The sequence below is a fragment of the Actinoplanes sp. NPDC049316 genome, assembly GCF_040677315.1.
Taxonomy (GTDB): Bacteria; Actinomycetota; Actinomycetes; order Mycobacteriales; family Micromonosporaceae; genus Actinoplanes.
Genome location: NZ_JBFAQM010000010.1, coordinates 182,644 through 208,166, shown reverse-complemented (window position 1 = coordinate 208,166; position 25,523 = coordinate 182,644). Strand labels below are relative to the sequence as shown.

Annotated in this window: 21 protein-coding genes and 1 riboswitch; of the genes, 15 read left to right on the top strand and 6 right to left on the bottom strand. The window is 73.9% G+C overall.

Annotated elements, in window-relative coordinates; all coding sequences use genetic code 11:
- Window positions 1-42: 42 nt before the first annotated feature.
- Genes AB0K03_RS18360 through AB0K03_RS18320 form a run of 9 tightly spaced genes read left to right on the top strand, consistent with a single transcriptional unit; the run spans window position 43 to window position 8,915 of the window.
- Window positions 43-1,179 carry an inositol-3-phosphate synthase gene (locus tag AB0K03_RS18360; protein ID WP_364686054.1) on the top strand — a complete coding sequence of 379 codons (1,137 nt, stop codon included), beginning with the start codon at window positions 43-45 and terminating at the stop codon, window positions 1,177-1,179.
- Window positions 1,176-2,024 carry an SCO3242 family prenyltransferase gene (locus AB0K03_RS18355; protein WP_364686051.1) on the top strand — a complete coding sequence of 283 codons (849 nt, stop codon included), beginning with the start codon at window positions 1,176-1,178 and terminating at the stop codon, window positions 2,022-2,024. Before AB0K03_RS18360 ends, AB0K03_RS18355 begins: the two co-directional genes overlap by 4 nt.
- Window positions 2,021-2,872 (top strand): sugar phosphate isomerase/epimerase family protein, encoded by an 852-nt coding sequence (locus AB0K03_RS18350; RefSeq protein WP_364686048.1) that lies wholly within the window; start codon window positions 2,021-2,023, stop codon window positions 2,870-2,872. Before AB0K03_RS18355 ends, AB0K03_RS18350 begins: the two co-directional genes overlap by 4 nt.
- Entirely contained in the window at window positions 2,869-3,465 is a 597-nt protein-coding gene (locus AB0K03_RS18345) for an EboA domain-containing protein (RefSeq protein ID WP_364686045.1), read from the top strand. Before AB0K03_RS18350 ends, AB0K03_RS18345 begins: the two co-directional genes overlap by 4 nt.
- Complete coding sequence (locus AB0K03_RS18340; protein WP_364686043.1) at window positions 3,465-4,316, top strand: TatD family hydrolase; 852 nt, start codon at window positions 3,465-3,467, stop codon at window positions 4,314-4,316. The genes AB0K03_RS18345 and AB0K03_RS18340 overlap by 1 nt, the downstream gene beginning before the upstream one ends.
- On the top strand, window positions 4,316-5,467 hold the full coding sequence (gene eboE, locus AB0K03_RS18335; RefSeq protein ID WP_364686040.1) for a metabolite traffic protein EboE: 1,152 nt from the start codon (window positions 4,316-4,318) through the stop codon (window positions 5,465-5,467). Before AB0K03_RS18340 ends, eboE begins: the two co-directional genes overlap by 1 nt.
- On the top strand, window positions 5,464-6,846 hold the full coding sequence (locus AB0K03_RS18330) for a nucleotide pyrophosphatase/phosphodiesterase family protein (RefSeq protein ID WP_364686037.1): 1,383 nt from the start codon (window positions 5,464-5,466) through the stop codon (window positions 6,844-6,846). The genes eboE and AB0K03_RS18330 overlap by 4 nt, the downstream gene beginning before the upstream one ends.
- Window positions 6,843-7,913 (top strand): polyprenyl synthetase family protein, encoded by a 1,071-nt coding sequence (locus AB0K03_RS18325; protein ID WP_364686034.1) that lies wholly within the window; start codon window positions 6,843-6,845, stop codon window positions 7,911-7,913. The genes AB0K03_RS18330 and AB0K03_RS18325 overlap by 4 nt, the downstream gene beginning before the upstream one ends.
- A 39-nt stretch (window positions 7,914-7,952) precedes the next feature.
- Entirely contained in the window at window positions 7,953-8,915 is a 963-nt protein-coding gene (locus AB0K03_RS18320; protein ID WP_364686032.1) for a YafY family protein, read from the top strand.
- On the opposite strand, the gene AB0K03_RS18315 is transcribed toward AB0K03_RS18320, so the two are convergent.
- Window positions 8,906-9,823 carry an SDR family oxidoreductase gene (locus AB0K03_RS18315; RefSeq protein WP_364686029.1) on the bottom strand — a complete coding sequence of 306 codons (918 nt, stop codon included), beginning with the start codon at window positions 9,821-9,823 and terminating at the stop codon, window positions 8,906-8,908. The two genes, AB0K03_RS18320 and AB0K03_RS18315, sit on opposite strands and share 10 nt — an antisense overlap.
- 68 nt (window positions 9,824-9,891) lie before the next feature.
- Entirely contained in the window at window positions 9,892-10,173 is a 282-nt protein-coding gene (locus tag AB0K03_RS18310; RefSeq protein WP_364686026.1) for a hypothetical protein, read from the bottom strand.
- A 272-nt stretch (window positions 10,174-10,445) separates the two neighbouring features.
- On the opposite strand from AB0K03_RS18310, the gene AB0K03_RS18305 reads away from it, so the two are divergent.
- Together AB0K03_RS18305 and AB0K03_RS18300 are read left to right on the top strand one after the other, a co-directional pair.
- On the top strand, window positions 10,446-11,762 hold the full coding sequence (locus AB0K03_RS18305; protein ID WP_364686023.1) for a transposase: 1,317 nt from the start codon (window positions 10,446-10,448) through the stop codon (window positions 11,760-11,762).
- 39 nt (window positions 11,763-11,801) lie between these two features.
- On the top strand, window positions 11,802-12,575 hold the full coding sequence (locus AB0K03_RS18300; protein ID WP_364686020.1) for a lipase: 774 nt from the start codon (window positions 11,802-11,804) through the stop codon (window positions 12,573-12,575).
- Here the strand turns inward: AB0K03_RS18300 and AB0K03_RS18295 are convergent.
- From AB0K03_RS18295 to AB0K03_RS18280, 4 genes are all read right to left on the bottom strand, one after another.
- Window positions 12,568-13,398, bottom strand: a complete 831-nt coding sequence (locus AB0K03_RS18295; protein ID WP_364686017.1) for an ABC transporter permease — start codon at window positions 13,396-13,398, stop codon at window positions 12,568-12,570. The two genes, AB0K03_RS18300 and AB0K03_RS18295, sit on opposite strands and share 8 nt — an antisense overlap.
- On the bottom strand, window positions 13,395-14,303 hold the full coding sequence (locus AB0K03_RS18290; protein WP_364686014.1) for an ABC transporter ATP-binding protein: 909 nt from the start codon (window positions 14,301-14,303) through the stop codon (window positions 13,395-13,397). Before AB0K03_RS18290 ends, AB0K03_RS18295 begins: the two co-directional genes overlap by 4 nt.
- Complete coding sequence (locus AB0K03_RS18285; protein ID WP_364686011.1) at window positions 14,300-15,412, bottom strand: hypothetical protein; 1,113 nt, start codon at window positions 15,410-15,412, stop codon at window positions 14,300-14,302. The genes AB0K03_RS18290 and AB0K03_RS18285 overlap by 4 nt, the downstream gene beginning before the upstream one ends.
- Before the next feature lie 153 nt (window positions 15,413-15,565).
- Window positions 15,566-16,282 carry a nicotinamide mononucleotide transporter family protein gene (locus tag AB0K03_RS18280; protein ID WP_364686008.1) on the bottom strand — a complete coding sequence of 239 codons (717 nt, stop codon included), beginning with the start codon at window positions 16,280-16,282 and terminating at the stop codon, window positions 15,566-15,568.
- 72 nt (window positions 16,283-16,354) lie between these two features.
- A riboswitch (FMN riboswitch) is annotated at window positions 16,355-16,485 on the bottom strand.
- A 241-nt stretch (window positions 16,486-16,726) separates the two neighbouring features.
- On the opposite strand from AB0K03_RS18280, the gene AB0K03_RS18275 reads away from it, so the two are divergent.
- The 4 genes from AB0K03_RS18275 to AB0K03_RS18260 all read left to right on the top strand — a co-directional run bounded on the left by AB0K03_RS18275 (window position 16,727) and on the right by AB0K03_RS18260 (window position 25,399).
- On the top strand, window positions 16,727-18,388 hold the full coding sequence (locus AB0K03_RS18275; protein WP_364686005.1) for a serine/threonine-protein kinase: 1,662 nt from the start codon (window positions 16,727-16,729) through the stop codon (window positions 18,386-18,388).
- Window positions 18,389-18,601: 213 nt separating this feature from the next.
- Entirely contained in the window at window positions 18,602-21,538 is a 2,937-nt protein-coding gene (locus AB0K03_RS18270; protein WP_364686002.1) for a glycoside hydrolase family 3 C-terminal domain-containing protein, read from the top strand.
- A gap of 1 nt (window position 21,539) precedes the next feature.
- A complete protein-coding gene (locus AB0K03_RS18265; RefSeq protein ID WP_364686000.1) occupies window positions 21,540-24,353 on the top strand; it encodes a beta-galactosidase in 2,814 nt (937 codons plus the stop codon).
- 38 nt (window positions 24,354-24,391) lie between these two features.
- Entirely contained in the window at window positions 24,392-25,399 is a 1,008-nt protein-coding gene (locus AB0K03_RS18260; protein ID WP_364685997.1) for a LacI family DNA-binding transcriptional regulator, read from the top strand.
- Window positions 25,400-25,523 lie beyond the last annotated feature (124 nt).

Sequence of the window (25,523 nt, the reverse complement as noted above, 5' to 3'; positions counted from 1 at the left end):
TTATCGCTGAGCGCGCCTCTGTCCGCACGGGAGGGATGCTGCATGCGTACCGGAATCTGGTTGATGGGCGCACGCGGCTCCGTGGCCGTGACCGCCCTGGTGGGAGCGGCGGCCCTGCGGGCCCGGCTGGCCGGGCCGACCGGCTGCGTCACCGAGCTCCCCGAGCTGCGCAGCCCGGTGCTGCCCGGCTGGCCCGACCTGGTGCTCGGCGGCCACGACGTGGTGACCCTGCCCGTGCTGAAGAAGGCCGAGTCGCTCGCGGCAGCCGGGGTGCTGCCCGGCCGGCTCGTGACGGCGCTCGCCGACGAGCTGGTCCGCGCCGAGAACGACCTGCGCCCGCTGCCCGCGGCGGCCACGCAGGCGGAGACAGCCGGGCGGATCAGCGCCGACCTGCGCGATTTCCGGGACCGGCACGACCTCGAACGCGTCGTGATGGTCAACGTCGCCACCACCGAGCCGGTCACCGCGCCGCACCCCGCCCACGGGTCGCTCGCCGCGCTGGAGGAAGCCCTGCGCACCGGGGACACCGTGCTGCCGCCCAGCGCGGTCGCCGCGTACGCCGCCTTCCGCGCCGGCTGCTCCTTCGTGGACTTCACCCCGTCGACCGGCGCCCGCCTGCCCGCGCTGGCCGAGCTGGCCGCCCGGGAGGGCCTGCCGTACGCCGGCAACGACGGCAAGACCGGCGAGACGCTGGTCAAGTCCGTCCTCGCGCCGATGTTCGCGCTGCGCCATCTGCGGGTCACCAGCTGGTCCGGGCTGAACCTGCTCGGCGGCGGCGACGGCGCCAACCTCGCCGACCCCGCTGCCAACGCCGCCAAGGTCGCCAGCAAGCAGCGGGTCCTCGGCGACGCGCTGGGCTACGAGCCGGAGGGGACCAGCCGCATCGACTACGTCGCCGAGATCGGTGACTTCAAGACCGCCTGGGACCTCATCACGTTCTCCGGTTTCCTCGGGACCGGCATGCGCATGGAGTTCACCTGGCACGGCTGCGACTCGGCGCTGGCCGCGCCGCTCGTGCTGGACCTCGCCCGGCTCACCGCCGCCGCGCACCGCGCCGGGCACGCCGGGCAGCTGCCGCAGCTCGGCTTCTTCTTCAAGGACCCGCTCGGCGACGGCCCGTCCGCCCTGGCCGAGCAGTGGGCGGCCCTCACCGGCTTCGTCGCCGGGCTGGGCCGATGAAGACGCCGCTGCGTACCCTCGCCGAGCTGGTCCGCGCGCCCGCCGCGCTGTCGGTGCCCGGCGACGTCGTGGCCGGTGCGGCCGCGGCCGGCACGCTGGGCGCGCGCAGCGCCGGGCTCGCCGGCGCCTCCGTGTGCCTGTACTGGGCCGGGATGGCCGCCAACGACTGGGCCGACCGGGACCTGGACGCCGTGGAACGCCCCGAACGGCCGATCCCGTCCGGCCGGATCTCCGCCCCGGCCGCGCTCGGCGTCGCCGCCGGGCTCACCGCGGCGGGCCTCGCGCTGGCCGGCCGGGCCGGAGGCGCGCGGGCGATGGCGGTCGCCGTGCCGCTCGCCGCCGCCGTGTGGGCCTACGACCTCAGGCTGAAGAACACGGCGGCCGGTCCCGCCGGCATGGCGGCGTGCCGCGCCCTCGACGTGTTGCTGGGGGCGAGCGCCGGCAACCCGGCCCGCGCCCTGCCGGCCGCCGCCGCGGTCGCCGCGCACACGTGGACGGTCACCGAGCTGTCCCGGCACGAGGTCGCGGGCAGCCCCGGCGCCCGGCTGCCCGCCGCGACGCTGGCCACCACGGCCGCGATCGCCGGCGCCGTCGCCGCCCGGGCCACCGCGCCGGTCACGCTGCTCGCCGGGCAGTACGCGGCCGGCTACGGCCGGGCCCAGGCGAAGCTGCTCACCGAGCCGTCCGCGCCGCACGTCCGCGCCGCCGTCGGGGCGGGCATCACCGTCCTGCCGGCCCTGCAGGGCGCGCTCACCGCCCGCGCCGGACGCACCCTCACCGGCCTCGCCGTCGCGGCTGCCGCCCCGCTCGCCCGCCTCCTCGCCCGCAAGGTGTCGCCGACATGACCACGCTGCGGTACGGCTACGGCACCAACGGCTTCGCCAACCACCGCCTGCACGAGGCGATCGCGGTCATCGCCGACCTCGGTTACTGCGGGGTCGCGCTCACCCTCGACCACGACCACCTCGACCCGTACGCCCCGGGACTGGCCCGGCACGTCGCGGCGGTCGCCGACCAGCTGCGCGACCGCCACCTCGGCGTGGTGATCGAGACCGGCGCCCGCTACCTGCTCGACCCGTGGCGCAAGCACGCGCCGACGCTGCTGCACGACGACCGCAAGACGCGCCTGGACTTCCTGCGCCGGGCCGTGGCGATCGGTGCGGACCTGGGCGCCGAGGCGGTGTCGTTCTGGGCCGGCGTACGCCCGCCGGAGGTCGACGAACGCACCGCCTGGTCCCGGCTGGTCGAGGGCTGCGCCGAGATCACCGAGGCCGCCACCCGCGCCGGGGTGCCCGTCGGCTTCGAGCCGGAACCCGGGATGCTCGTCGAGGACCTCGCGGGCTGGCACCGGCTGCGCGCCGACCTGGGCGCTCCCGCGGGCTTCGGGCTGACCCTCGACATCGGCCACGTGCGCTGCCTCGAGCCGGATCCCGTGCCCGAGACCGTGGCCGCGGCCGTGCCGTACCTGGTCAACGTGCAGATCGACGACATGCGCCGGGGCGTGCACGAGCACCTCGAGTTCGGCCGGGGCGAGATCGGCTTCCCGCCCGTGCTGCGCGCCCTGGTCGACGGCGGCTACCGCGGGCTGGTCGCCGTGGAGCTGCCGCGGCACTCGCACGCGGCGCCCACCGTGGCCCGGGAATCGCTCGCGTTCCTGCGGGCCGCCGAGGCTTCCGGGGAGGGAGCGGAATGACACCCGACGAACTGCGGGCCGTGGTGGCCGCCGTGCCGGGCCGCACCTGGCTGGCCGAGGCGGAGGACCGGGTGCGCGCCGACCCGGACAGCATCGGCCCGCTGTTCGCCCGCGCCGGGCGCAAGCTCGGCCGGGAACCGGTGCCGGACCGTCCGGGATGGACCCCGGGCCTCGCCGGCCGGATCCTGCTCCTGCTGGCGCTGGGCGACGCCGAACGCACGGCCCGGCTGTACTGGCATGGCGACGCCGCCGAGCGGCTCGCGGTGCTGCACGCGCTGCCGCTGTTGCCCATGGGGGACGAGGGCGTGCCACTGGCCGAGGACGCGTTGCGTACCAACGACACCCGGCTGGTCGCCGCCGCGCTCGGGCCGTACGCCGCCCACCTCGACGCCGCCACCTGGCGCCAGGGCGTCGTCAAGTGCGTGTTCATGGGGATCCCGCTGAGCGTCGTCGACCGCCTGGACGACCGCGCCGACGCCGAGCTGACCGCCATGCTCGCCGCCCTCGCCCGCGAGCGCGCCGCCGCCGGGCGCCGCATGCCGGCCGACGCCCTCGCGCTGCTCAACCGCCATCTGCTGCGCAAGGAGGACTGATGCGCGTCTTCGACCCCCACATCCACATGACCTCGCGCACCACCGACGACTACCGGGCGATGGCGGCCCACGGCGTGCAGGCGGTGGTGGAGCCCGCGTTCTGGCTCGGCCAGCCCCGTACCAACCCCGGGTCGTTCGCCGACTACTTCGACTCGCTGCTGGGCTGGGAGCCGTACCGGGCGGCGCAGTTCGGCGTCCGGCACCACGCGACGCTGGCGCTCAACCCCAAGGAGGCCAACGACCCGCGCTGCAAGGGCGTGCTCGACCTGCTGCCGCGCTACCTCGACAAGGACGGCGTCGTCGCGGTCGGCGAGATCGGCTACGACTCCATGACCCCGGCCGAGGACGAGGCCTTCGCCGCGCAGCTGGAGCTGGCCGTCGAGTACGAGCTGCCCGCCCTCGTGCACACCCCGCACCGCGACAAGGCCGCCGGCACCCGGCGCACCCTCGACGTCGTCGCGGCCAGCGGCATCGACCCCGGCCGGGTGGCCGTGGACCACCTGAACGAGGTCACCGTCGGGCTGGTCCGCGACTCCGGCTGCTGGATGGGCTTCAGCATCTACCCCGAGACGAAGATGTCGCCGCCGCGGATGGTCGAGATCCTCAAGGAGTACGGCACCGAGCGGATGCTGGTGAACTCGGCCGCCGACTGGGGCCACTCGGATCCGCTGCTGACCGTGGAGACGGGCCGGGCGATGCTCGCGGCCGGGTTCACCGCCGACGACGTCGACCTCGTGCTGTGGCGCAACCCGGTCGCGTTCTACGCCCAGTCGGGGCGCCTCGACCTCTCCGACCTCGACCGGCCGGAGGCCACGTACGCCGGCAGCTCCATCGCCCGGGGAGGCAGCTGATGCGCCTGCGGCACCCCGGCGGGCAGACCGTGCACCTGTCGTACTGCACCAACGTGCACGCGGCGGAGAACCTCGAAGGGATCCTCGAGCAGCTGGACACGTACGCGGTCCCGATCCGCGAACGCCTCGGCGCCGACGTGCTCGGGCTCGGGCTGTGGCTGGCCGCCCCGGTCGCCGCCGGGCTCGCCTCCGACGTCGCCGACCGGCAGCGGCTGCGCCGGGCCCTGGACGCGCGCGGGCTCGAGGTGGTCACGCTCAACGGGTTCCCGTACCAGGCGTTCCAGGCGCCGGTGGTGAAGCACGCCGTCTACCAGCCGGACTGGACCACGCCGCACCGGCTCGCGTACACGTTGGACCTGGCCCGGATCCTGTGCGACCTGCTGCCCGCCGACGCGGCCCGCGGCTCGATCTCGACCCTGCCGCTGGCCTGGCGCGAGCCGTGGGACGCCGCGCGGGCGAGCGCCTGCCGCCGCGCCCTCGACGAACTCGCGCGCGGGCTGCACCGCCTGCCCCGGCCGATCCGGGTCGCGTTCGAGCCCGAACCCGGGTGCATCATCGAGAACACCACGGAGGCCGTGGCGCTGCTCGGCGAGGCCGACACCTCCGTGCTCGGCGTCTGCCTCGACCTCGCCCACCTGGCCTGCGCCTGGGAGGAACCCGCGCTCGCCCTCGGACGGCTGCGCGAGGCCGGCCTGCCCGTGGTCAAGACCCAGATCTCCGCCGCGCTCGCCAGCACCGATCCCCGGCGCGACGCGGCCGTGCTCGGCGAGTACGTCGAACCCCGCTTCCTGCACCAGACCCGGGGACCGTTCGGGCTGTCCACCGACGACCTCGACGAGGCCCTGGCCACCCCGGGCGGCGACGAGCAGCCGTGGCGCATCCACTACCACGTGCCGCTGCACGCGCCGCCCGTACCGCCGCTGCAGACGACCGTCGGGGTGCTCGTCAGCGCCCTGCGTGAACTGTTGTCCGGCGACAGCCCGGAGTGCGACCACTTCGACGTCGAGACGTACACGTGGCACGTGCTGCCGGCCGCCTCACGCCCGTCGGGTCCGCAGGAACTGGCGTCCGGGATCGCGTCGGAACTCTTCTTCGCCCGCGGCCAGCTGACCGCCCTGGGCCTGTCGTCCTCGCAGGAGGTGTCGCCGTGAACCCCGTGGTCGTCCTCGACGTCGTCGGTCTCACGCCCCGGCTGCTGCGGCACATGCCGCGGCTGTCCCGGCTCGCCGAGACCGGTTTCCGCGCGCCGCTGGGCACCGTGCTGCCCGCGGTCACCTGCTCGGCGCAGTCCACGTTCCTCACCGGCGAGATGCCGTCGGGGCACGGCATCGTCGGGAACGGCTGGTACTTCCGCGACCTCGGCGAGGTGTTCCTCTGGCGGCAGCACAACGGGCTCGTCGGCGGCGAGAAGGTGTGGGACGCCGCCCGTGCCGCCGCTCCCGGCTACACCGTGGCGAACGTGTGCTGGTGGTACGCCATGGGCGCCGACGTCGACTGGACCGTGACGCCACGGCCCGTCTACCACGCCGACGGGCGCAAGGACCCGGACTGCTACACGTACCCGCCGGAGCTGCACGACGAGCTCACCGCGACGCTGGGCACGTTCCCGCTGTTCAGCTACTGGGGCGCGAACGCGGGGATCACCTCGTCGGCTTGGATCTGCCGGGCGGCCGAGCAGATCATGGCCGCGCACGATCCCGACCTGACCCTCGTCTACGTGCCGCACCTCGACTACGACCTGCAGCGGTACGGCCCCTCGTCGGCGCAGGCCGCGGCGGCCGCCGCCGAGCTCGACGTCACCCTGGGCCCGCTGCTGGCGTCCGCGACGGCCCGCGGCGCGACGGTCGTGGCGCTGTCCGAGTACGGCATCACCGACGTCTCCCGCCCGGTGCACGTCAACCGTCTGCTGCGCAGCGAGGGGCTGCTCAACGTCTACACGCAGGCCGGCATGGAATACCTCGACCCGTGGACGTCGCGCGCCTTCGCCGTCGCCGACCACCAGGTCGCCCACGTGTACGTCCGCGACCCCGCCGACGTCGCGCTGGTCGCCAAGCTGTGCTCCGGGCTGAGCGGCGTCGAGCAGGTGCTGGGCCGCGCCGAGCAGGCCGGGTACGGCCTCGACCACGACCGCGCCGGCGAGCTGGTCCTCGTCGCCGGCCCGGACGCCTGGTTCACGTACTACTACTGGCTCGACGACGCGGCCGCCCCCGACTTCGCCCGGCTCGTCGAGATCCACCGCAAACCCGGGTACGACCCCGCCGAGCTCTTCTTCGACCCGGCCGGCCCCGCCGCGGCGAAGGGGCGGGCGGCGCTCGCGCTGCTGCGCAAGAAGATCGGCATGCGGTACACGATGAGCGTGGTCGGCCTGGACGCGGGCGCCCGGGCGGTCCGCGGCTCGCACGGCCGGCTGCCCACCGGCCCCGACGACGCGCCCGTGCTGCTCTGCTCCGATCCCGCCGCCGCGCGGGACCGGATCGCCGCCACCGAGGTGAAGGGTCTCCTGCTGCGCCTCGCCGGGCTCACCTCATGACCGTCGAGGCGGCCACCGGCACCGACGCGGCGGGGATCGCCCGGCGCTGCGAGTCGGCGCTGATCGCGTACCTGGACCGGCAGCGGCCGCACTGGCCGGACGGCACGCCACGCGGGGTGCTGGACGCCGTACGCCGCTTCGTGCTCGCCGACGGCAAGCGGCTGCGCCCGATGTTCTGCTACTGGGGCTGGCGCGGCGCGGGCCAGCCCGACGGCGAGCCGATCGTCGTGGCGGCGGCGGCGCTCGAGCTGTTCCACGCGTTCGCCCTCATCCACGACGACATCATGGACGGCAGCAGCCTGCGCCGCGGCCAGCCGACCGTGCACCGGCACTTCGCCGACGTGCACGCCCGCCACTCCTGGCGCGGCGAGGCCGTCCGGTACGGCCAGAGCGCCGCCCTGCTCTGCGGCGACCTCTGCGCCGCCTGGGCCGACCACATGTTCCACGAGTCGGGCCTGCCGGTCGAGTGGGTCCACCGCGGCTACCGGCTCTTCACCGTGATGCGCACCGAGGTCATCGCCGGGCAGTACCTCGACCTGGTCTCCGGCGTGGGCGACGGCTCGGTCGCGGGCGCGCTCACGGTCATCCGGATGAAGGCGGCCCGCTACACGGTGACCCGGCCGCTGCAGATCGGCGCGGCCCTCGCCGGGGCCGGACCCCGCATGCAGGCGGCGCTGCAGGCCTTCGGCGACCCGCTCGGCGACGCGTTCCAGCTGCGCGACGACGTCCTCGGCGTCTTCGGCGACCCGGCCGTCACCGGCAAGCCGGTCATCGACGACCTGCGCGAGGGCAAACCCACGGTGATGATCGCCATGGCCCGCGACCGCGCCGACCGCGCCCAGGGCGCGCGCATCCGCGACCTGTTCGGCAATCCCGGCCTCGACGACGCGGGCGCGGAGGAGCTGCGGTCCGTCATCGTGGCGACCGGCGCCCGCGACGGCGTCGAGGACCTCATCGACCGCCGGGCCGCGGCGGCGACCGCCGCGCTGGAAAACGCCCCGCTGACGGCCGAGGCGCGTACGGCGCTGAGCTCGCTCGCGTCCTCGGTCGTCGCGCGTCGCCGCTGACGTGCTTGTGCCGGTCCTCCGGGCGGTCCAGAATCGGCTGTGCGAGCCGCCCGACTGATCAACCTCGTGCTGTTGCTGCAGGCCCGGGGCACTCTCACCGCCGCCGAACTCGCCGCGGAGCTCGAGGTGTCGGAGCGCACCGTCTACCGCGACGTCCTCGAGCTGTCCGCCGCCGGTGTGCCCGTGTACGCCGAGCAGGGCCGCTCCGGCGGCTACCGGCTCGTCGGCGGCTACCGCACCCGGCTGACCGGGCTGAGCGAGGCCGAGGCGGAGGCGCTGTTCCTGGCCGGCCTGCCCGGCCCCGCCCGCGACATGGGCCTGGCCGAGCCGGTCCGCGCGGTACGCCGCAAGGTCCTCGCGGCCCTGCCGCCCGGGCTGCGCGAGGCCTCCGAACGGGCCGGGCAGCGCTTCCACCTCGACGCGCCCGGCTGGTTCGCCGACGCCGCGCCGCCGCCGCTGCTGGCCGGGCTCGCGCGGGCGGCCTGGCAGGACGAGGTCCTCACCCTGCGCTACCGGCGCGGCGACGAGGTGACCCGCACGGTCGAGCCGTACGGGCTCGTGCTCAAGAACGGCGTCTGGTACCTAGTCGGCCGGGTCGGCGCCGACCTGCGCTCGTACCGGGTGGACCGCGTCACGGCGGCCGAGCCGACGGGGGAGACCTTCGAGCGGGACCCGGCGTTCGACCTGCCCGCGTTCTGGGCCGCCCGGGCCACCGAGTTCGTCCGGCAGATGCTGCGCGACACCGTCACCGTCCGGCTCAGCCCGCACGGTCTGCGCCTGCTGCGGCACGTCGCCGAGCCGGTCGCCGTGCAGGAGGCCCTCGCGTCGGCCGGCGAGCCGGACCCGGACGGGTGGGTCCGGACCCGGCTGCCGGTCGAGTCGCTCGACGTCGCCTACACCTACATGCTGGGCCTCGGCCCGGACGCCGAGGTCGTCGAGCCGCCCGAGCTGCGGGCCCGGCTCGCCGACGCCGCGCGGCGCACGGCGGCGCTCTACCGGTAACCGGTCACGTCGGCCGGCCTGCCCGGGTCCTGCACCTCCACCAGGTACCGCCACGCGTCCGGTCGGCTGCCGTCGAGGTCGGTGAAGCCGTACACCTGAGCCAGCTCGCCGCTGGACACCGACCGGCCGTTCCACCGGGCTCGGTCCGGGTCGGCGGCCAGCGCGGCGACGGCCCGGCCGACGTACGCGGGCGACTCCGAGATGGCGAAGTGCGGCTCCTTGCTCGTCGCGTCCCGCCACGTCGCCTCGGTGACGCCGAAGTGCTCCAGCATCATCTCCGACCGCAGCCATCCCGGGGTCAGCGCCACAGCGGTCGCGCCGTGCTCCGCCACCTCCTGCGACCAGGCGAACGCCAGCCGGTTCACCGACCACTTCGCCAGGTCGTAGAAGACCGACAACCGGTAGTTGCGCTCGTTGTACGCGGTCGTGCCGTCCCCGATCTCCACCACCAGCCCGCCGGGCCGCCGGATCAGCAGCGGCAGCGCGAAGTGGCTGGTGATGACGTGCGTGTCGACGGCCTGCCGGAGCAGCCGCAACCCCGGCTCCAGGGGCTGCTCCCACACCGGCTTGTGCCACGTGGTCAGCGGGTCGCCGCCCCACACGTCGTTCACGAGCACGTCGAGCCGGCCCTGCTCGGCGTCGATGCGGCCCACGAGGTCTTCGACCTGCCCGGGCACCAGATGGTCGACGGCCGACGCGATGCCCGTCCCGCCGGCCGCGCCGACCAGCTCGGCGGTCTCCTCGATCGTCTCGGGCCGGTCCATCTCGGACCGCCGGGCGCGGGTGCTGCGCCCGGTCGCGTACACGGTGGCGCCCGCGGCGCCGAGCTGCACGGCGATCTGCCGCCCGGCGCCGCGGGTCGCCCCGGCGACCAGCGCGACCTTGCCGGCCAAGGGTTGTGTCGTCATACCGCCGATACTGGCCGCAAAACCTGACAACCCTCGTCCGCCTTTCCGCGCGACCCCCGGACGTGTCGTCAGCGCCCGCGCCGGCCGAGGTGCCGCCGTGCCCGGACCTGACCCCGCGCGACACGCCAGGACAGCGGCGGCTGCCCCGGGAAGCCCCGATGCCGGCGGCGCCGGCCGGGCGCCGTGCGCGGCTGCGGATAGGAGCCCCGGCCGAGATTGCGGCGCGGCGCCAGGCCGCTCCACGGGCGGACCGTGACCTGCGGGACGCCGGACCGCGGCGCCGGGAAGGGCCGCCCGTGCCGGTACGGGCACCACAGGGCGGCGAGCCGGACTGTGTGGCTGTTGCTCATATGAACCTCGTTCTGCTGTGACATACACGTGCGGAGACGACGCTCCGCGGTGAGAAGCGATGTCTGTGCTTCGGGCGATGTCTCAGCTGAGGTACATGCCGGCGACGCTAGCAACGCGGCCCCGGCGGATCCACCGATTACCCGTCGAAGGCCAGCCGGTCGGCTTTGGCTGCTGCCGGCCGCCGCATCCGGTGCCAGACTCGGCTCGTGGAGATCAAGGATGCGCAGGAGCTCTGGAGCCCGCAGCCCGGCTGGCTGAACACCGATGTACCGTGCTGGACGTGCTACTCCGGTACAACTTCCGCGTCTACCCGACTGCCGGTCAGCAGAGCGATCTGGCCAGGGCGTTCGGATGTGCGCGGGTGGTGTTCAACGACGGGTTGCGCCTGCGCGAGCAGGCCCGAGATGCGGGCGAGAAGTACGTCACGGATGCCGAGCTCTCCAAACGGCTCATCGCCGAGGCCAAGACAACCCCGGAGCGGGAGTGGCTTTCCGAGGTTTCGGCCGTGGTTCTGCAACAGGCCCTCGCAGACCTGAACACCGGCTACCGCAACTTCTTCGCCTCAATTTCGGGCAAGCGCAAGGGCAGCAAGGTAGCCCCGCCGCGGTACCGGTCCCGTAAGGACAACCGGCAAGCGATCCGGTTCACCAGGAACAGCAGGTTCAAGGTCCTCAACAATGGCCGCCTGCGCCTGCCGAAGATCGGCGACCTGCCCGTCCGCTGGACCCGGCGCCTGCCCTCGGACCCGTCATCCGTGGCTATCATCAAGGACGCGGCCGGGCGGTACTTCGCCTCGTTCGTGGTGCAGACCAGCGTGCACGAGGCATTTCCGCCGGTCGGCTCCGAGGTCGGTATCGATCTGGGCTTGACTCACTTCGCAGTCATGTCCGACGGTACGAAGATCGCCGCGCCGAAGTTTTTGCGCCGCGCCGCGCGCAAGCTCAAGCGGCTGCAAAAGGCCGTCTCTCGTAAGCAGCTCGGCAGCGCGAACCGCACGAAGGCGGTCGTGAAGGTCGCCAGGGCGCACGCCCGGGTGGCCGACACCCGGCGGGACTGGCAGCACAAGCTCTCGACACGGATCATCCGCGACAACCAAGCGGTGTACGTCGAGGACCTCTGCGTCGTCGGTCTCGCCCGGACCCGGCTCGCCAAGAGCGTCCACGACGCAGGCTGGGCCACCTTTATCGCCATGGTGGCGTACAAGGCCGCCCGATACGGGCGCAGCTTCGCGAAGGTGGGCCGGTTCTTCCCGTCCACCCGGATGTGCTCTGACTGCGGACGTATCAACGAAAGGATGGCGCTGAACGTCCGAGCGTGGGACTGCCTCTGCGGAGCAGCTCACGACCGGGACGTCAACGCCGCCATCAACGTGCTCGCCGCCGGACAGGCGGAGAGTCGAAACGACCGTGGAGCGCACGTAAGACCGGCATTCGTGCCGGCGGTGCGCAGGGAAGCGGTAACCCACCCGGACGCCGCGCGGTCCACGCGCAGCGTGGAGGGAATCTCCGTCCTTCACGGCGGAGAGGATGTCAAAAGTGGCTCATGGCCCCCAGGAGCGCCGACGTCGACCTGGCCGTCAAGGCGCTGACCGTCTGACCGCGGCGGCCGGCCGGGGCATCATGGGTACGTGTCGCCTCGCCGCCGGATGGTGCTGCTCGTGGCCGCCGCGGTCGTCGTGGCGGTCCTCGCCGTCGCCGGGGTGCGGCTGCTGCGCGGTGACGACGACGACGGCGTACGGCCCGACCAGGCCACGCCGGGCACGGTCCTGCTGGTCCCCGGGTACGGCGGCAGCCAGGGCGCGCTGTCCCGGCTGGCCGACCGGCTCGCCGCGGCCGGGCGTACCGCCCAGGTGGTGACGCTGCCCGACGGCGGCACCGGCGACCTGGTGAGGCAGGCGCAGACGCTCGACGACGCGGTCCGCGCCGCCCTCGCCGCCGGGTCGCTCTCCGTCGACGTCGTCGGCTATTCCGCGGGCGGCGTGGTGACCCGGCTCTGGGTGGACCGGCATCGCGGCGCCGAGGTGGCGCGGCGGGTCGTGACGCTGGGATCGCCGCTGCACGGCGCGCGGATCGCCGGGGTGGGTGCCGCGCTGGCGCCGGACGCGTGCCCGCAGGCGTGCCGGCAGCTGGCGCCGGGCAGCGCGCTCCTCGACGAGCTGGGCGATGAGCATCTGCCGCGGGGACTGCCGTGGCTGTCGATCTGGACGCTGAACGACGAGACCGTGCAGCCGCCGGACTCCGCGCGGCTGGACGGCGCGGTCAACGTACCCCTGCAGAGCGTGTGCCCGCGGCGGGAGGTCTCGCACAGCGGGCTGCCCACCGACCCGGCCGTGACCGCCCTGGTGATCGCCGCGCTCGGCACCGCGCCGCTGGCGGCGCCGCAGGCCTGCCCGGTCAGTTGACGACGTCGCGGGTGAGGAAGTTCGCCCACGCCATGCCGAGCAGCACGACGAGGTAGACCAGCTGGATGCCGGCGCCGCGTTCGATGTCACGCCAGAGCACGGGGTCGCGGAAGAAGTCGATCCAGGCCAGCCAGTAGCGCGTCGGCAGGTACGGCCGCACCGCCGCGGCCGCGTCCAGCGTGACCAGCACCTGGCTGGTGACCAGCACCGCGAGCGCGCCCATCGCGGCGCCCAGCGCGGAGTCGGTGACTGTGGACAGGAACAGGGCGATCGCGGCCACGCTGAGCATGCTGATGACGATGTACGCGACCGTGCCCAGCATCCGCAGCGCCAGCCCGGCCGGGGTGATCGTGACCCCGGACAGCGAGGTGACGTCGGCGGGCAGCGCCACCCCGGCCGACGGCTGCGACCCGAACAACGCCAGGCCGGTCACATACGACGTGAGCAGCACCGCCACGATCGCGAACAGCACGAACACGATCAGCGCGATCAGCTTGGCGGCCAGCAGCCGGGTCCGGCCGACCGGGCGGATCAGCAGGTAGCGCAGGGTGCCCGTGGTCGCCTCGCCGGCCACCGCGTCGCCGGCCAGCACCGCCACCGACACCGGCAGGAACACCGGCATGACCAGCGCCATCGCCGCGGCCGGGTACAGGGCGCCGTTGCTCAGCACGGCGGACAGGAACGCGCCGCCCTGCCCGGGCGGCGGCGGCACCCGGGTGGTCGCGAGGAAGATCGCGACGATCAGCGGCAGGGCGCAGAGCAGGCCCGTGATCACGTACGTGCGCGGCCGGCGGAACAGCTTCGCGAGCTCGACCGCGATCATGCCGCCTCCACCCGGTCGGCGCTGGTCGTCGTCATGTCCAGGACCACCTGTTCGAGCGAGCGCCGCTCGGGCGCGAACTCGGTGACCGGTATCCCGGCGGCGACGAGCTCGGCGTTGAGCGCGGCGGGATCGGCGTGCCGCACGGTCAGCGTGTGCCCGTCGCGGCCCTCGACCCGGCCGTCGAGCAGCGCCACCACGCGCTCGGGCTCCGGGCTGCCCACGACCACCCGCCCGGTCGGGCGGCGCAGCGTGGCCAGGTCCTCCTGGAGCACCAGCCGGCCCCGGTCCATCACGCCGACGCGGGTGCAGAACGCGTCGATCTCGGCGAGCAGGTGGCTGGAGAGCAGCACGGTGGTGCCGTTCGCGTTGAGCTCGGTGAGCAGGTCGCGGACCTCGCGGATGCCCCGCGGGTCGAGACCGTTGGTGGGCTCGTCCAGCACCAGCAGCCGCGGGCGGCGCAGCAGCGCCGAGGCCAGGCCCAGCCGCTGGCGCATGCCCAGCGAGTACGCCCGCACGGGCCGCCGGTCCACCCCGGCCAGGCCCACCCGCTCGAGGACCTCGTCGACCCGGCGGCGGCGGTCCCGGCGGCTCCCGCCCGGCCCGGCCGCGTCGAACAGCCGCAGGTTGGCCCGCCCGGACAGGTGCGGGTACGCGCCCGGCCCCTCCACCATGGCCCCGATCTGCGGCAACACCTCGCCGACCCGGCGCGGCACCGGCCGGCCCAGCACCTCGATCTCGCCGCGGGTCGCGAACACCAGCCCGAGCAGCATCCGCACGAGCGTGGTCTTGCCGGAGCCGTTCGGGCCGAGCAGCCCGTACCGGTCGCCCTCGCGCACGTCGAGGTGCACGCCGTCGACCGCGGTGAGGCGCCCGTACCGTTTGGTCAGGTCGCGGGTGACGATCATGCCGGCCCTCCGGCGAGCTCGGTGGCGACCCGCCGCAGCAGCGCGGGCTGGACGAGCCCGGCGACGAGATAGGTCCGGTCGGCGCGGACGGCCAGCACGGTGAGCAGGCCGGTGGACAGGACGGTGGCCTCGCCCGACGGGACGGTCACGGCCTGCCCGTACGTCCGCAGCCGCCCGTACGTGCGGTAGCCGAGCCGGCCGGGCAGCGCCACGACCGCGAACTGCGCGAGCCCGGCGCCGTACGCCCCGGCGGCGGCGACGGGGGTGGCCCGGCGCGGCGACCCGGCCAGCCGATCCGGCAGCCCACCGCCGCCCAGCCGGTCGATCGCGCCGAGGATGTCCGAGGTGTCGGTCACGGTGAAACCCATGCCCTCCACGGGCGCCGGGGGAGCCAGGACCGCCGGGTCCGGGGCGCCCAGGCGCACCTCGAGGAAGCGGGTGACGAACACCGGCCTGCTGCCGCCGCGGGCCGTGACCTCCACCTGCAGCGGCAGCCCGGTGCCCGGATCCGCCCACAGGTCCACGTGCGCCACGGTCGTGTCCACGGCCGCCGGCACGATCCGCAGCCCGGCCGCGGCGATCCCGGCGACCCGCCGCGCGGGCAGCGGCGTGAACCGGTCCCCGGCGGCCAGGCCGAGCAGCCGGGTCCCGAGCGCGGGCGGCGTGACGTCGGCGCCGCGGGGCAGCCGCACCGGCTGGGCGCCGACGATCCGGGTCAGCTGGTTCTGCCCGTAGTCCCAGGCGTACTGCGCCTCGGGGGTCTGGTAGAGGTCCCGTTCCGCGGCCTCGTCGATCACGTCCACCCGCCAGCGGTCCGGGGCGGCGTACCAGGTGCGCAGCTCGGTGGTGCCGGTGACCAGCGACGTCACCTGCTCGAGGTCCGGCAGGGCGGGCAGGGGGAGCAGGCCGCTGCTGAGCGCGTACCCCTCATGGGCCTGCCGCCCGGAGGCGGCGATCCGCTCGCGCAGCGTCGCGAGATCGACGGCGGCGGCCCGGACCGGTCTCAGCCCGGCCAGCGCGGGGATGCTGCACAGCACGGCGACGGCGGCCAGCACGACGGCCCACCGCAGGCGAGCCTGCGCGGCGACGACGGTTCGGAGCACGCCCATGGTCCCGCCAACGTACCCGGCGGACCGCCCGCCCTGCCCCTACGCGGGAAGGCGCTGCGCCCAGTGCACCTGCCCGTCGGGGCCCACGCCGATCAGCACCAGCATCACATCGTCGAGGGCGTGACCGCCGCCCCTACCGCACGCCCGCCGGCCTCACGCGACCGTTTCCATGGTGGGCGAGTCGACGCGTTGCGGCTGCTCCTTGCGGGAGATGCGCAGCCAGACCACGAAGCCCCAGACCACGAAGCCCGCGTACACCGCGTACAGGATCGCGGAGGGGTAGTAGCGGAAGTGCAGGAGCTCCGGGACGCCCACCAGGTCCACCGCGAGCCAGCAGAGCCAGAAGTCGACCCAGCCGCGGGCCATCGCGTACGTGGCCAGGATCGAGCCGACGAAGATCCAGGAGTCCGCGAGGTAGTACCACCAAGGGACCGGGAAGCCCGCCCCGACCGCGCGGAAGACGTAGAAGCACAGGACCACCGCGGCGAGCGCGAGCGGGATGAAGACGGCGCGCTGCGCCCCGGTCGCCCAGCGGGGTGTCACCGCCGCGCCGCCCGCGGTGTGCCTGTTCTGCCGCCAGCGCCACCAGCCGTAGACGCTCGTGGCGATGAAGAAGACCTGGCGGGACGCCTGGCCGTAGAGCGGGGTGCCCTGGTCGTTGCCGAGCGCCTGGCCGAGGAAGACGGTGAACAGCAGCACGTTGCCGACGATGCCGACGGGCCACGCCCAGGCGCTGCGGCGCAGGCCGAACAGCGCCGAGCCCAGGCCGAACGCGTTGCCGACGATCTCGCGCCAGTAGATCGCCTGCGTGTCCGTGACCTGCCATTTGGCGTCGTAGAACGCGGTGAGCAGGGTGTCGAGCCAGTGCATCGGGGCCCACCTCCACAGGTCAGCGAAGGTGCACGCCGGGGGGGCGACCGCGCACGCGGGTGGTCCGGGCGTCCGCGTGCTGCCTCCCATCCGGACTTTCACCGTCGGTCCCGGAATTCCACCGGGTCAACCGGCCGCCGGCTGCGGTCGGGTCGCGGACTGTCACCGCCGGTTCGGACTTTCACCGACCCCGGAGCACGCTGAACGTTTGCTGCTGATTCGGATCGTAGTCCTGCTCGCCGCGGGAGCCGGGACAAGCGACGAACGCCACATCGGCGGCCCGGGATCATCCCTGCCCAACGAGGCGGCGGACCGCCGGTGACGGGCCGGGCGGGATGCTCGCGCTTCATGACAGATCGGGCGTACGCCCATTGCCGGGCACCCGCATCGACGGCCACCATCGTCCGCGCCCCGACGAGGAGACGTGGAAGGACACCACCCGGTTTGAACGGCGACGTCGCGACGATGGATCTCAGCGGACGGTGCGTGGGCAGCTCGTACGTGCTCATCTGCCCCGTGGGGCAGGGCGCCACCGGCGTCGTGTGGCGCGGGCTGGAGAGCACCTCCGGCGACCAGGTGGCGGTGAAGCTGCTGCACGAGGGCCTGCTGCGCCAGCCCAAGCTGGTCACGCGGTTCGTGCAGGAACGCTCGATCCTGAAGATGCTGCGGCACGAGCGGATCGTGGGCGTCCGGGACCTGTTCAGCGTGGGGGAGTCCCTCGGGCTGGCGATGGACTTCGTCGGCGGCGGAAGCCTGCGGCAGCGGCTCCGCTCCGCCGGCACGCTGGAACCCGCCGAGGCGGCCCGGCTGCTCGCGCAGGTGTGCGCCGCGCTCGGGCAGGCGCACGCGCTGGGTGTCGTGCACCGCGACGTCAAACCGGACAACATCCTGCTGCACGGCGACGAGGAGCGGCCGGACGTCAAGCTGACCGACTTCGGCATCGCGCGGATCCTGGACACACCCGGGGTGACGACCCCGCACGCGGTCATCGGGACGCCGTACTACATGGCCCCCGAGGTGATCAGCGGCCGCGATGCCACCCCGGCCGCGGACGTGTACGCGCTCGGTGTCGTCCTGCACGAGCTGGTGACCGGGCGGACCCCGTACACGGGTGAGCCGTTCGCCGTGCTGCGCGGGCACCTGGACGAGGCGCCGCAGCGCCCGGACGGGATGCCGGATCCGGTGTGGACGGTCGTCTCGGCCTGCCTGGACAAGGACCCGGCGCGGCGCCCGGCCGCCGATGAGCTGGAGCGGACGCTCGGCGGCCTCTGCGGCGACCTGCGTGGGGTGCCCGCGATGACCGCCCCGCCCGCGGAGGCGCCGCCGGAGCCGAAATCGCAGGTACGCGCGGTTCCTGCCGCTCCCGCGCGGCAGCAGCGGCCGAAGCGGCGGCCGCCGAACCGGCCGGGCAGCTGGGCGTGGGGACGCCGGGCGGCGCTCGTGGCGCTGGTCGGCGGTGCGCTGACCGCGTCCGGCGTCACCGGCTTCCGGGCCTGGCTGCAGGACCGTGACACGGCCGCCACGGCGGCGGTGCTGCCCGGGCTGCCGGTCACCGGCGCCGGCAGCGCGCCTCGCGCGCCGCGGTCCAGGGCGGCGCTCGGGGTGCCGGGCGCGGCCACCCCCGGCGAAGCGGCCGCGGCCGCACCGTCGCCGGCACCGTCTCAGCAGGAGTCCGGCGACCCGGCGGCGCGGGTGTCGGCGGCCGTACGGCTGCCGGGCGGCGCGGCCGGCGCCGAGGCCGAGGTGCGGTTCGGCCCGTACGAGTGCGGTGCGGCGTTCACCTGGGACATCGGGCATCCCGTCCTCGCCCAGCCCTGCCAGGCGCTGGGCGGCAAGGTGCGGGTCAAGGGCCGGATCGAGGCGACGCCCGGGGTGCAGGCCGACGTGACTCTGACCGTCCAGGACGCGCGCACCGACGAGGTCGTCGCCGGACCGCACACCTGCGCGGCCCTGATGTTCACCGACTCCGCGCTGGAACACACGTGCGGTCCGGTCGACCTCGAGGCGCCGCGCGGCGGCCGGTACGTCGTGGTGGAGACGTGGCGCTACACCGGGCGGTCGCTGCTGCCCGGCGGCACGACCCGGGGCGCCGAGTTCGACTGGTGAGACCGCCGCGCGGCTGTTGCCTTCGCATCGTGTGACATCTATGGTTGGCAACCATCCACTGTATTTCGCCGTTGTTACCGACAACCGTCTCGTCGAAGCGCTTCGACTGATTGTTTAACCACCGCTGACCAGCGGTTTCCATCTGGACGCAACCTTTCTGGTATCGGTGCCGGAAAGGCGATTCAGCGTGTCCTCGACGCAAAGGACCGTGCCATGCGAAAGGCCTTCGTCCGCCGTGGCGTCGCCGCGCTCGCCCTCGCCGTGCTGGCCCTGCCCGGGCTGCCCGGCGCCGCGCTGGCCGCGCCCGCGTACCCCTTCCAGAACCCGCGGCTGAGCCTCGAGCGGCGCGTCGACGACCTCGTCGGCCGGCTCACGCTCGACGAGAAGATCTCCCTGCTGCACCAGTACCAGCCGGCGATCCCGCGGCTCGGCATCAAGCTCTTCAAGGCCGGGACCGAGGCGCTGCACGGCGTCGCCTGGTCCAACGACGCCGACAACGACGGCGCCGTGGTCACCGCGAGCGGCACGTCCTTCCCGCAGCCCGTCGGGCTCGCCAGCACCTGGGACCCCGCGCTGCTGCGGCGGGTGGGCTCGGTCGTGGGCGACGAGGCGCGCGGCTACCACGCGCAGAACGACCGGGTGTGGGGGCTGAACCTGTGGGCGCCCGTGGTCAACCCGCTGCGCGACCCGCGATGGGGACGCAACGAGGAGGGCTACTCCGAGGACCCGCTGCTGACCGGGGCGATCTCCACCGCGTACGGCAAGGGCCTGACCGGCGACGACCCGCGCTACCTCAAGACCGCGCCGACGCTCAAGCACTACCTGGCGTACAACAACGAGGCCGGGCGCGACGTCACCTCCTCGAACGTGCCGCAGCGGGTGCTCAACGAGTACGACCGCGCCGCGTTCAAGCCCGCCCTGCAGGCCGGCGCCGCCACCGGCGTGATGAGCTCGTACAACCTGGTCAACGGCCGGCCCGCCACGGTGGACCCGGACCTCGGCGGGCTGCTGCGCCGGTGGAGCGACCAGCCGCTGTTCAACGTCAGCGACGCGTACGCCCCGTACAACCTGACCGGCTCGCAGCAGTACTTCGCCACCCAGCCCGAGGCGAACGCCGCCGTCGTCAAGGCCGGCAACGACAGCTTCACCGTGGACAACGCGAACGGGCAGCCCACGGTCGACGCGATCAAGACAGCGCTGGCCCAGGGACTGCTCACCGAGCACGACATCGACGAGGCCGCCGGGCACGCGCTGAGCATCCGCTTCCGCCTCGGCGAGTTCGACCCCGACGGCGGCCCGTACGCGAGGATCGGCGCGGACGTCATCAACGCGCCGGCGCACCAGCGGCTGGCCCGGGAGACCGCCGCGAAGGCGATGGTCCTGCTCAAGAACGACCGGCAGGCGTTGCCGCTGCCGACCGGCAAGAAGGTCGCGGTGGTCGGCCCGCTCGCCGACACCCTCTACAGCGACTGGTACGGCGCCAACCTGCCGTACCGGGTCACCGCCGCCGACGGCATCCGGGAGCGCTCCGCCGCCGTCACCACCAGCGAGGCGGCCGACCGCATCGCGCTCAAGGACGTGGCCACCGGCCGCTACGTGACGTCGAACGGCACCACCGACACCACGCCGGTCACCGCGACCGGTGCGAGCGCCGGTACGAACGCCCAGTTCGACGCGGTGGACTGGGGCCAGGGCGTGCAGACGCTGCGCAACGTGGGCACCGGCAAGTACCTCGGCTACAACTGGGGACCGTTCGTGACCCGCGACGACCAGCCCAACGGCTGGTACGTCCAGCAGCAGTTCAAGCTGGAGAAGCAGCCGGACGGCACCTACGTGCTGCACTACGCGGGTTACGAGACGCAGGAGAGCTGGTTCGGCGCCAACACGTACGTGACCGTCGGCGCGGACGGCAGGCTCGCGCTGGGCTCGGCCACCGCCGCGGGCGCCGCGCACTTCACCAAGGAGGTCCTCAGCAGCGGCGTCGACCAGGCCGTGGCCGCGGTCGAGGGCAAGGACGCCGCGGTCGTCGTGGTCGGCAGCATGCCGTTCATCAACGGCCGCGAGGCGCACGACCGCACCACCATGGCGCTCGCCGAGGGCCAGCACGAGCTGGTCGAGGCGGTCCTGAAGGCGAACCCGCGCACGGTCGTCGTGCTGCAGACCAGCTACCCGGACACGATCACTTGGGAGCAGGAGCACGTGCCCGCGATCGTCTGGACCACCCACGCCGGCGCGGAGACCGGGCACGCGGTCGCGGACGTGCTGTTCGGCTCCGCCAACCCGGCCGGGCGCCTCACCCAGACCTGGTACCGCTCCGACGACCAGTTGCCGGCGGACCTCAACCAGTACGACATCATCTCGACGAACCAGACCTACCTCTACACCCGCGAGAAGCCGCTGTACGCGTTCGGCCACGGCCTGTCGTACACGTCCTTCCGGTACGCGAACCTGCGGGTGCACGGCTCCACGGTCACCGTCGACGTCACCAACACGGGCCGCCGCGCCGGTGACGAGGTGGTGCAGCTGTACACGCACCAGCGCACCTCGCGCGACAAGACACCGGTCAAGCAGCTGCGCGCGTTCCAGCGGGTCAGCCTCGCGCCGGCGCAGACCCGTACGGTGACACTCGCCTTCGGAATCTCCGACTTGGCGCATTGGGACGTGACCCGGGGCCGGTGGGTGCTCGAGAGCGCGACCCACGACGTGCTGGTGGGCTCGTCCTCGGCCGACATCCGGCTGCGCGGCGCCCTGCGGGTGCACGGCGAGACGATCCCCGCCCGCGACCTGACCCGCACCACCCGGGCGGAGGCGTTCGACGACTACGCCGGCGTCCGGCTGGTCGACGAGTCCAAGGCCCGCGGCACGGCGGTCGGCGCCACCGCGGCCGGCCAGTGGACCTCCTACGAGGACGCGCGGATCGGCCGCACCTTCACCGCGCGGATCGCCAAGGAGTCCGCCGGCACCGCGACGATCCAGATCCGGCAGGGCTCACCCACTGGACGGCTGCTCGGCACGGCGACCGTCGCGAGCACGGGCAGCCGGTACACGTACGCCACCACGACCGCGCAGCTGCCCCGCATCGCCGCAAGGACCGACGTCTACCTCGTCGTCGGCGAGGGCGTCCGGATCTCCGAGTTCAGGATCGGCTGACATGCGACGGCTTCTCGCGGCGCTGCTGCTGGCAGCGCTCGCGGTGACCGGGCTCGGCGTGCCCGCACAGGCCGCTGAGCCCCAGGTCACCTATGACAAGTACGCCCTGATGATCGGCGGCGAGCGGGTGCTGCTGCGCAGCGCCGAGTTCCACTACTTCCGGCTGCCCAGCCCCGGCCTGTGGCGCGACATCCTCGAGAAGTACAAGGCGGCCGGGTTCAACGCCGTGTCGCTCTACTTCGACTGGGCGTACCACTCGCCGAAGCAGGGCGTGTACGACTTCACCGGCGTCCGCGACGTCGACCGGCTCCTGCGCCTCACCGAGGAGGTGGGCCTGTACGTGGTGGCGCGGCCGGGGCCGTACATCAACGCGGAGACCACCGGCGGCGGCTTCCCGGCCTGGCTCAAGCGGGTGCCGGGCCGGGCCCGCAGCAGCGATCCCGGGTACACCGCCGGGTACCGGGAGTGGCTGGACCGGATCAACCCGATCATCGCCCGGCACCAGGTGACCCGGGGCGGACGCGTGCTGCTCTACAACGTCGAGAACGAGTACCAGGCCGACACCGACGCCCGGTACATGCAGGACCTGCAGGACAAAGCCCGCGCCGACGGCATCACCGTGCCGATCACCACGAACGTCTGCTGCGACGCGGCCTCCTGGGCGTCCACGTGGGGCTCCGGCCCGGGCGCGGTGCAGATCCCGGGCGTCGACGACTACCCGCAGTCCTTCGAGTGCCAGGACGCGGACTCGGTGTGGGGGCCGTGGGGTGAGGGTGTCACCGAGCGGATCCGCGCCGACGCGCCCGGCTTCGCCGCCGAGTACCAGGCCGGCGCGATCGACGTGAACAACGCCGGGTACGACAAGTGCCGCGAGCTGACCGGGCCCGCGTACATGAAGTTCTTCCAGAAGAACAACCTGATCGCGAGCGGTGCGACGGCCTTCAGCTACTACATGGGTTACGGCGGGACGAACTGGGGCTGGCTCGGCCAGCCCAACGACGTCTACACCTCGTACGACTACGGCGCGGCGATCACCGAGGCGCGTCAGCTGACCACGAAGTACGACGAGTTCAAGCGGCAGAACTACTTCCTGCGCGCGGTGACGCCGCTGACCCGTACCGACGCGGCCGCCGGTCCCGCGTCCAGCAACCCGGCGCTGTCCACGGCGGCCCGGGTCAACCCCGGCACGGGTACGCAGATCGTCCTGCTGCGCCACACCGACCGGGCCGCGGCCACGGACGACTCGGCCACGCTGGACTGGTCCACGCCCGACGGCCGGTACGCGGTGCCCGTACGCCTCATCGGCCGCGACGCCAAGCTCCTGGTCGCCGGCTACGACCTGGGCGGCCAAAGGCTGGCCTGGTCCACGTCGGAGATCCTCACGCACGAGGCGATCGGCGGCCGGGACGTCGCGGTGCTGTACGGCACCGACGCGACGCGAGGCGCCACCGTGCTGCGCTACCCGTCCCGCCCGCACGTCACCGTCCTCGACGGCCGGGTGTCCGCGTCCTACGACGGCGGCGACCTGCGGCTGGACTACACCCACTCCGGCCTCGCCCGGGTACTGATCACCGGCGGCGGACGCCGGCCGCTGCTGCTCCTGCTCGGCACGGACGCTACCGCCGCCACGTTCTGGCGCGCGGACACCGCGGCCGGCCCGGTGCTGGTCCGCGGCACTGACCTGGTCCGGTCCGCCGAGGTCCGGAACGGCACGCTCGCTCTGCGCGCCGACACCGCCCGCCGCGGCGCGATCGAGGTGTTCGGCCCGGCCCGGCAGCTGACCGTCACCGGCGTGCCGGTGGCTGTCCACGCCACCGCGAGCGGGTCGTGGAGCGGCGCCGTTCCCGGTCCGGAACCGGTCACGCTGCCCGCACTCACCGGGTGGCGCAGCCACGCCGAGGCGCCCGAGGCCAGACCGGGCTTCGACGACTCCGCCTGGCGGGTGGCCGACGCCGGGCTGGCCTCCGACGACTACGGCTTCCACAGCGGCAGCGTCTGGTACCGCGGCCGGTTCACCGCCAGCGGCGCCGAGACCTCGATCGACCTCAACGCGATCACCGGGCGGCGCGGGAACTACCTGGTCTGGCTCGACGGGCGCTACCTCGGCTCGGCGGCCGGCGGCACCCAGGCCGACTCGGACGCGCCGCAGAACCCCGACCCCGGGCCGGGCAGCTTCGCCGTACCGGCCGGGGCGTTGACGCCGGGGCGGCAGGCGGTCGTGTCGGTCGTCGTGCAGAACATGGGCAACAACGACGACTGGACCGCCGACGACAACCGCTTCCGGCAGCCGCGCGGGCTCGTCCGCGCCGCGCTGGCCGGCAGCGACGCGCCGATCACCTGGCGGATCCAGGGCGCGCGCGGCGGCGAGGACCTGCCCGACCCGGTCCGCGGCCCGCTCAACACCGGCGGACTGTACGGCGAACGCCACGGCTGGACGCTGCCCGCGTACCCGGACCGCGCCTGGCCCCGGGCCGGCTCGTCGGTGCCGGTGGGCGTGACGTGGCTGCGCACGTCGTTCGACCTGGACCTGCCGCGGCGGCAGGACACCTCGGTCGCGCTGCGCTTCGGTGCCCCGCCGCCGGCCGGTCAGCGGGTCACGCTGTTCCTCAACGGCTGGAACCTCGGGCAGTACGGCGCCGCCATCGGCCCGCAGACCGAGTTCGTGCTGCCCGCCGGGCTGCTGCGCGAGCACGGCCGCAACACGCTGGCGCTGAGCGTGATCGCCGACCGGGCCTCGCCCGTGGCGCCCGCGCGGCTGGTGATCGCGGGCACTCGGCGTGGTGGAGTGGAGGTCCACCCGGTCGCCGGTCGTTAGGATGCGGCTGACCACGGCGCCGGACCACGGGAGGGGCGATGCCGACGATCAGTGATGTCGCCCGCGCGGCCGGCGTGTCGATGAGCACGGTGTCGTACGTGCTCAGCGGCCGCCGGCCCATCTCCGCCGAGACCAGCGCCCGGGTCAAGGCCGCCATCGCCGAGCTGGGCTACCACCCGCACGCCGGCGCGCGGGCCCTGGCCAGCAGCCGCACCAACGTGCTCGCGCTGGTCGTGCCGCTGCGGGTGGACGTCAGCGTGCCGGTCATCATGCAGTTCGTGACCGCGGTGGTGACGGCGGCGCGCACGTACAACCACGACGTGCTGCTGCTGACCAAGGACGAGGGCACGGCCGGGCTCGAGCGGGTGGCCGGGGCCACGATGGTCGACGCCCTGATCGTCATGGACGTCGAGCGCGACGACGTGCGGATCCCGGCGCTGGGCCGGCTCAAGCAGCCCTCGGTGCTGATCGGGCTGCCCGACGACGCGGCCGGCATCGACTGCGTCGACCTGGACTTCGCCGCCACCGCGCACGAGTGCCTGGCACACCTGGCCGGGCACGGGCACCGCCGGATCGCGCTGGTCGGGCCCTCCCCGGCGGTCTACGAGCGCGGCACCACGTACGCCGGGCGCTTCCTGGACGGCTTCACCGGCGCGTCCGCCGAGCTGGGCCTGGAGACCGTCGCGCACTCCTGCGAGCCGGGCGCGGCGGGGGTCCGGGCGGCCCTGACCGAGATCGAGGACGAGCTGCCCGGCGTGACGGCGCTGGTGGTGCACAACGAGGAGGCGCTCGTCCCGCTGTTCGAGGAGCTGCGGGCCCGGGGGCGGCGGGTGCCGGAGGACCTGTCGATCGTCGCCGTCTGCCCGCGGGACGTGGCGACGTCGATGCCGGTGAATCTGACCTCCGCCGACATCCCGGCGCACGACGTCGGCACGCTCGCCGTCGAGATCGCGATGGACCTGCTCGACGGGCGGCGCACCGAGGGCGTCCGGCTGCTGCCCCCGACGATCGTCGAGCGGGACAGCTGCGCGGCGCCTGCCTCCTGAGAAATGTTCTCGTCACACCGTTGACATCCGGGGGAGCGGAAACCTAGCGTCCCTCCCAAGCCCTCCGTCGAAGCGCTTCGACTACCCGATTGTCGAAGCGCTTCGACGGAGCCTCCGGACGCCA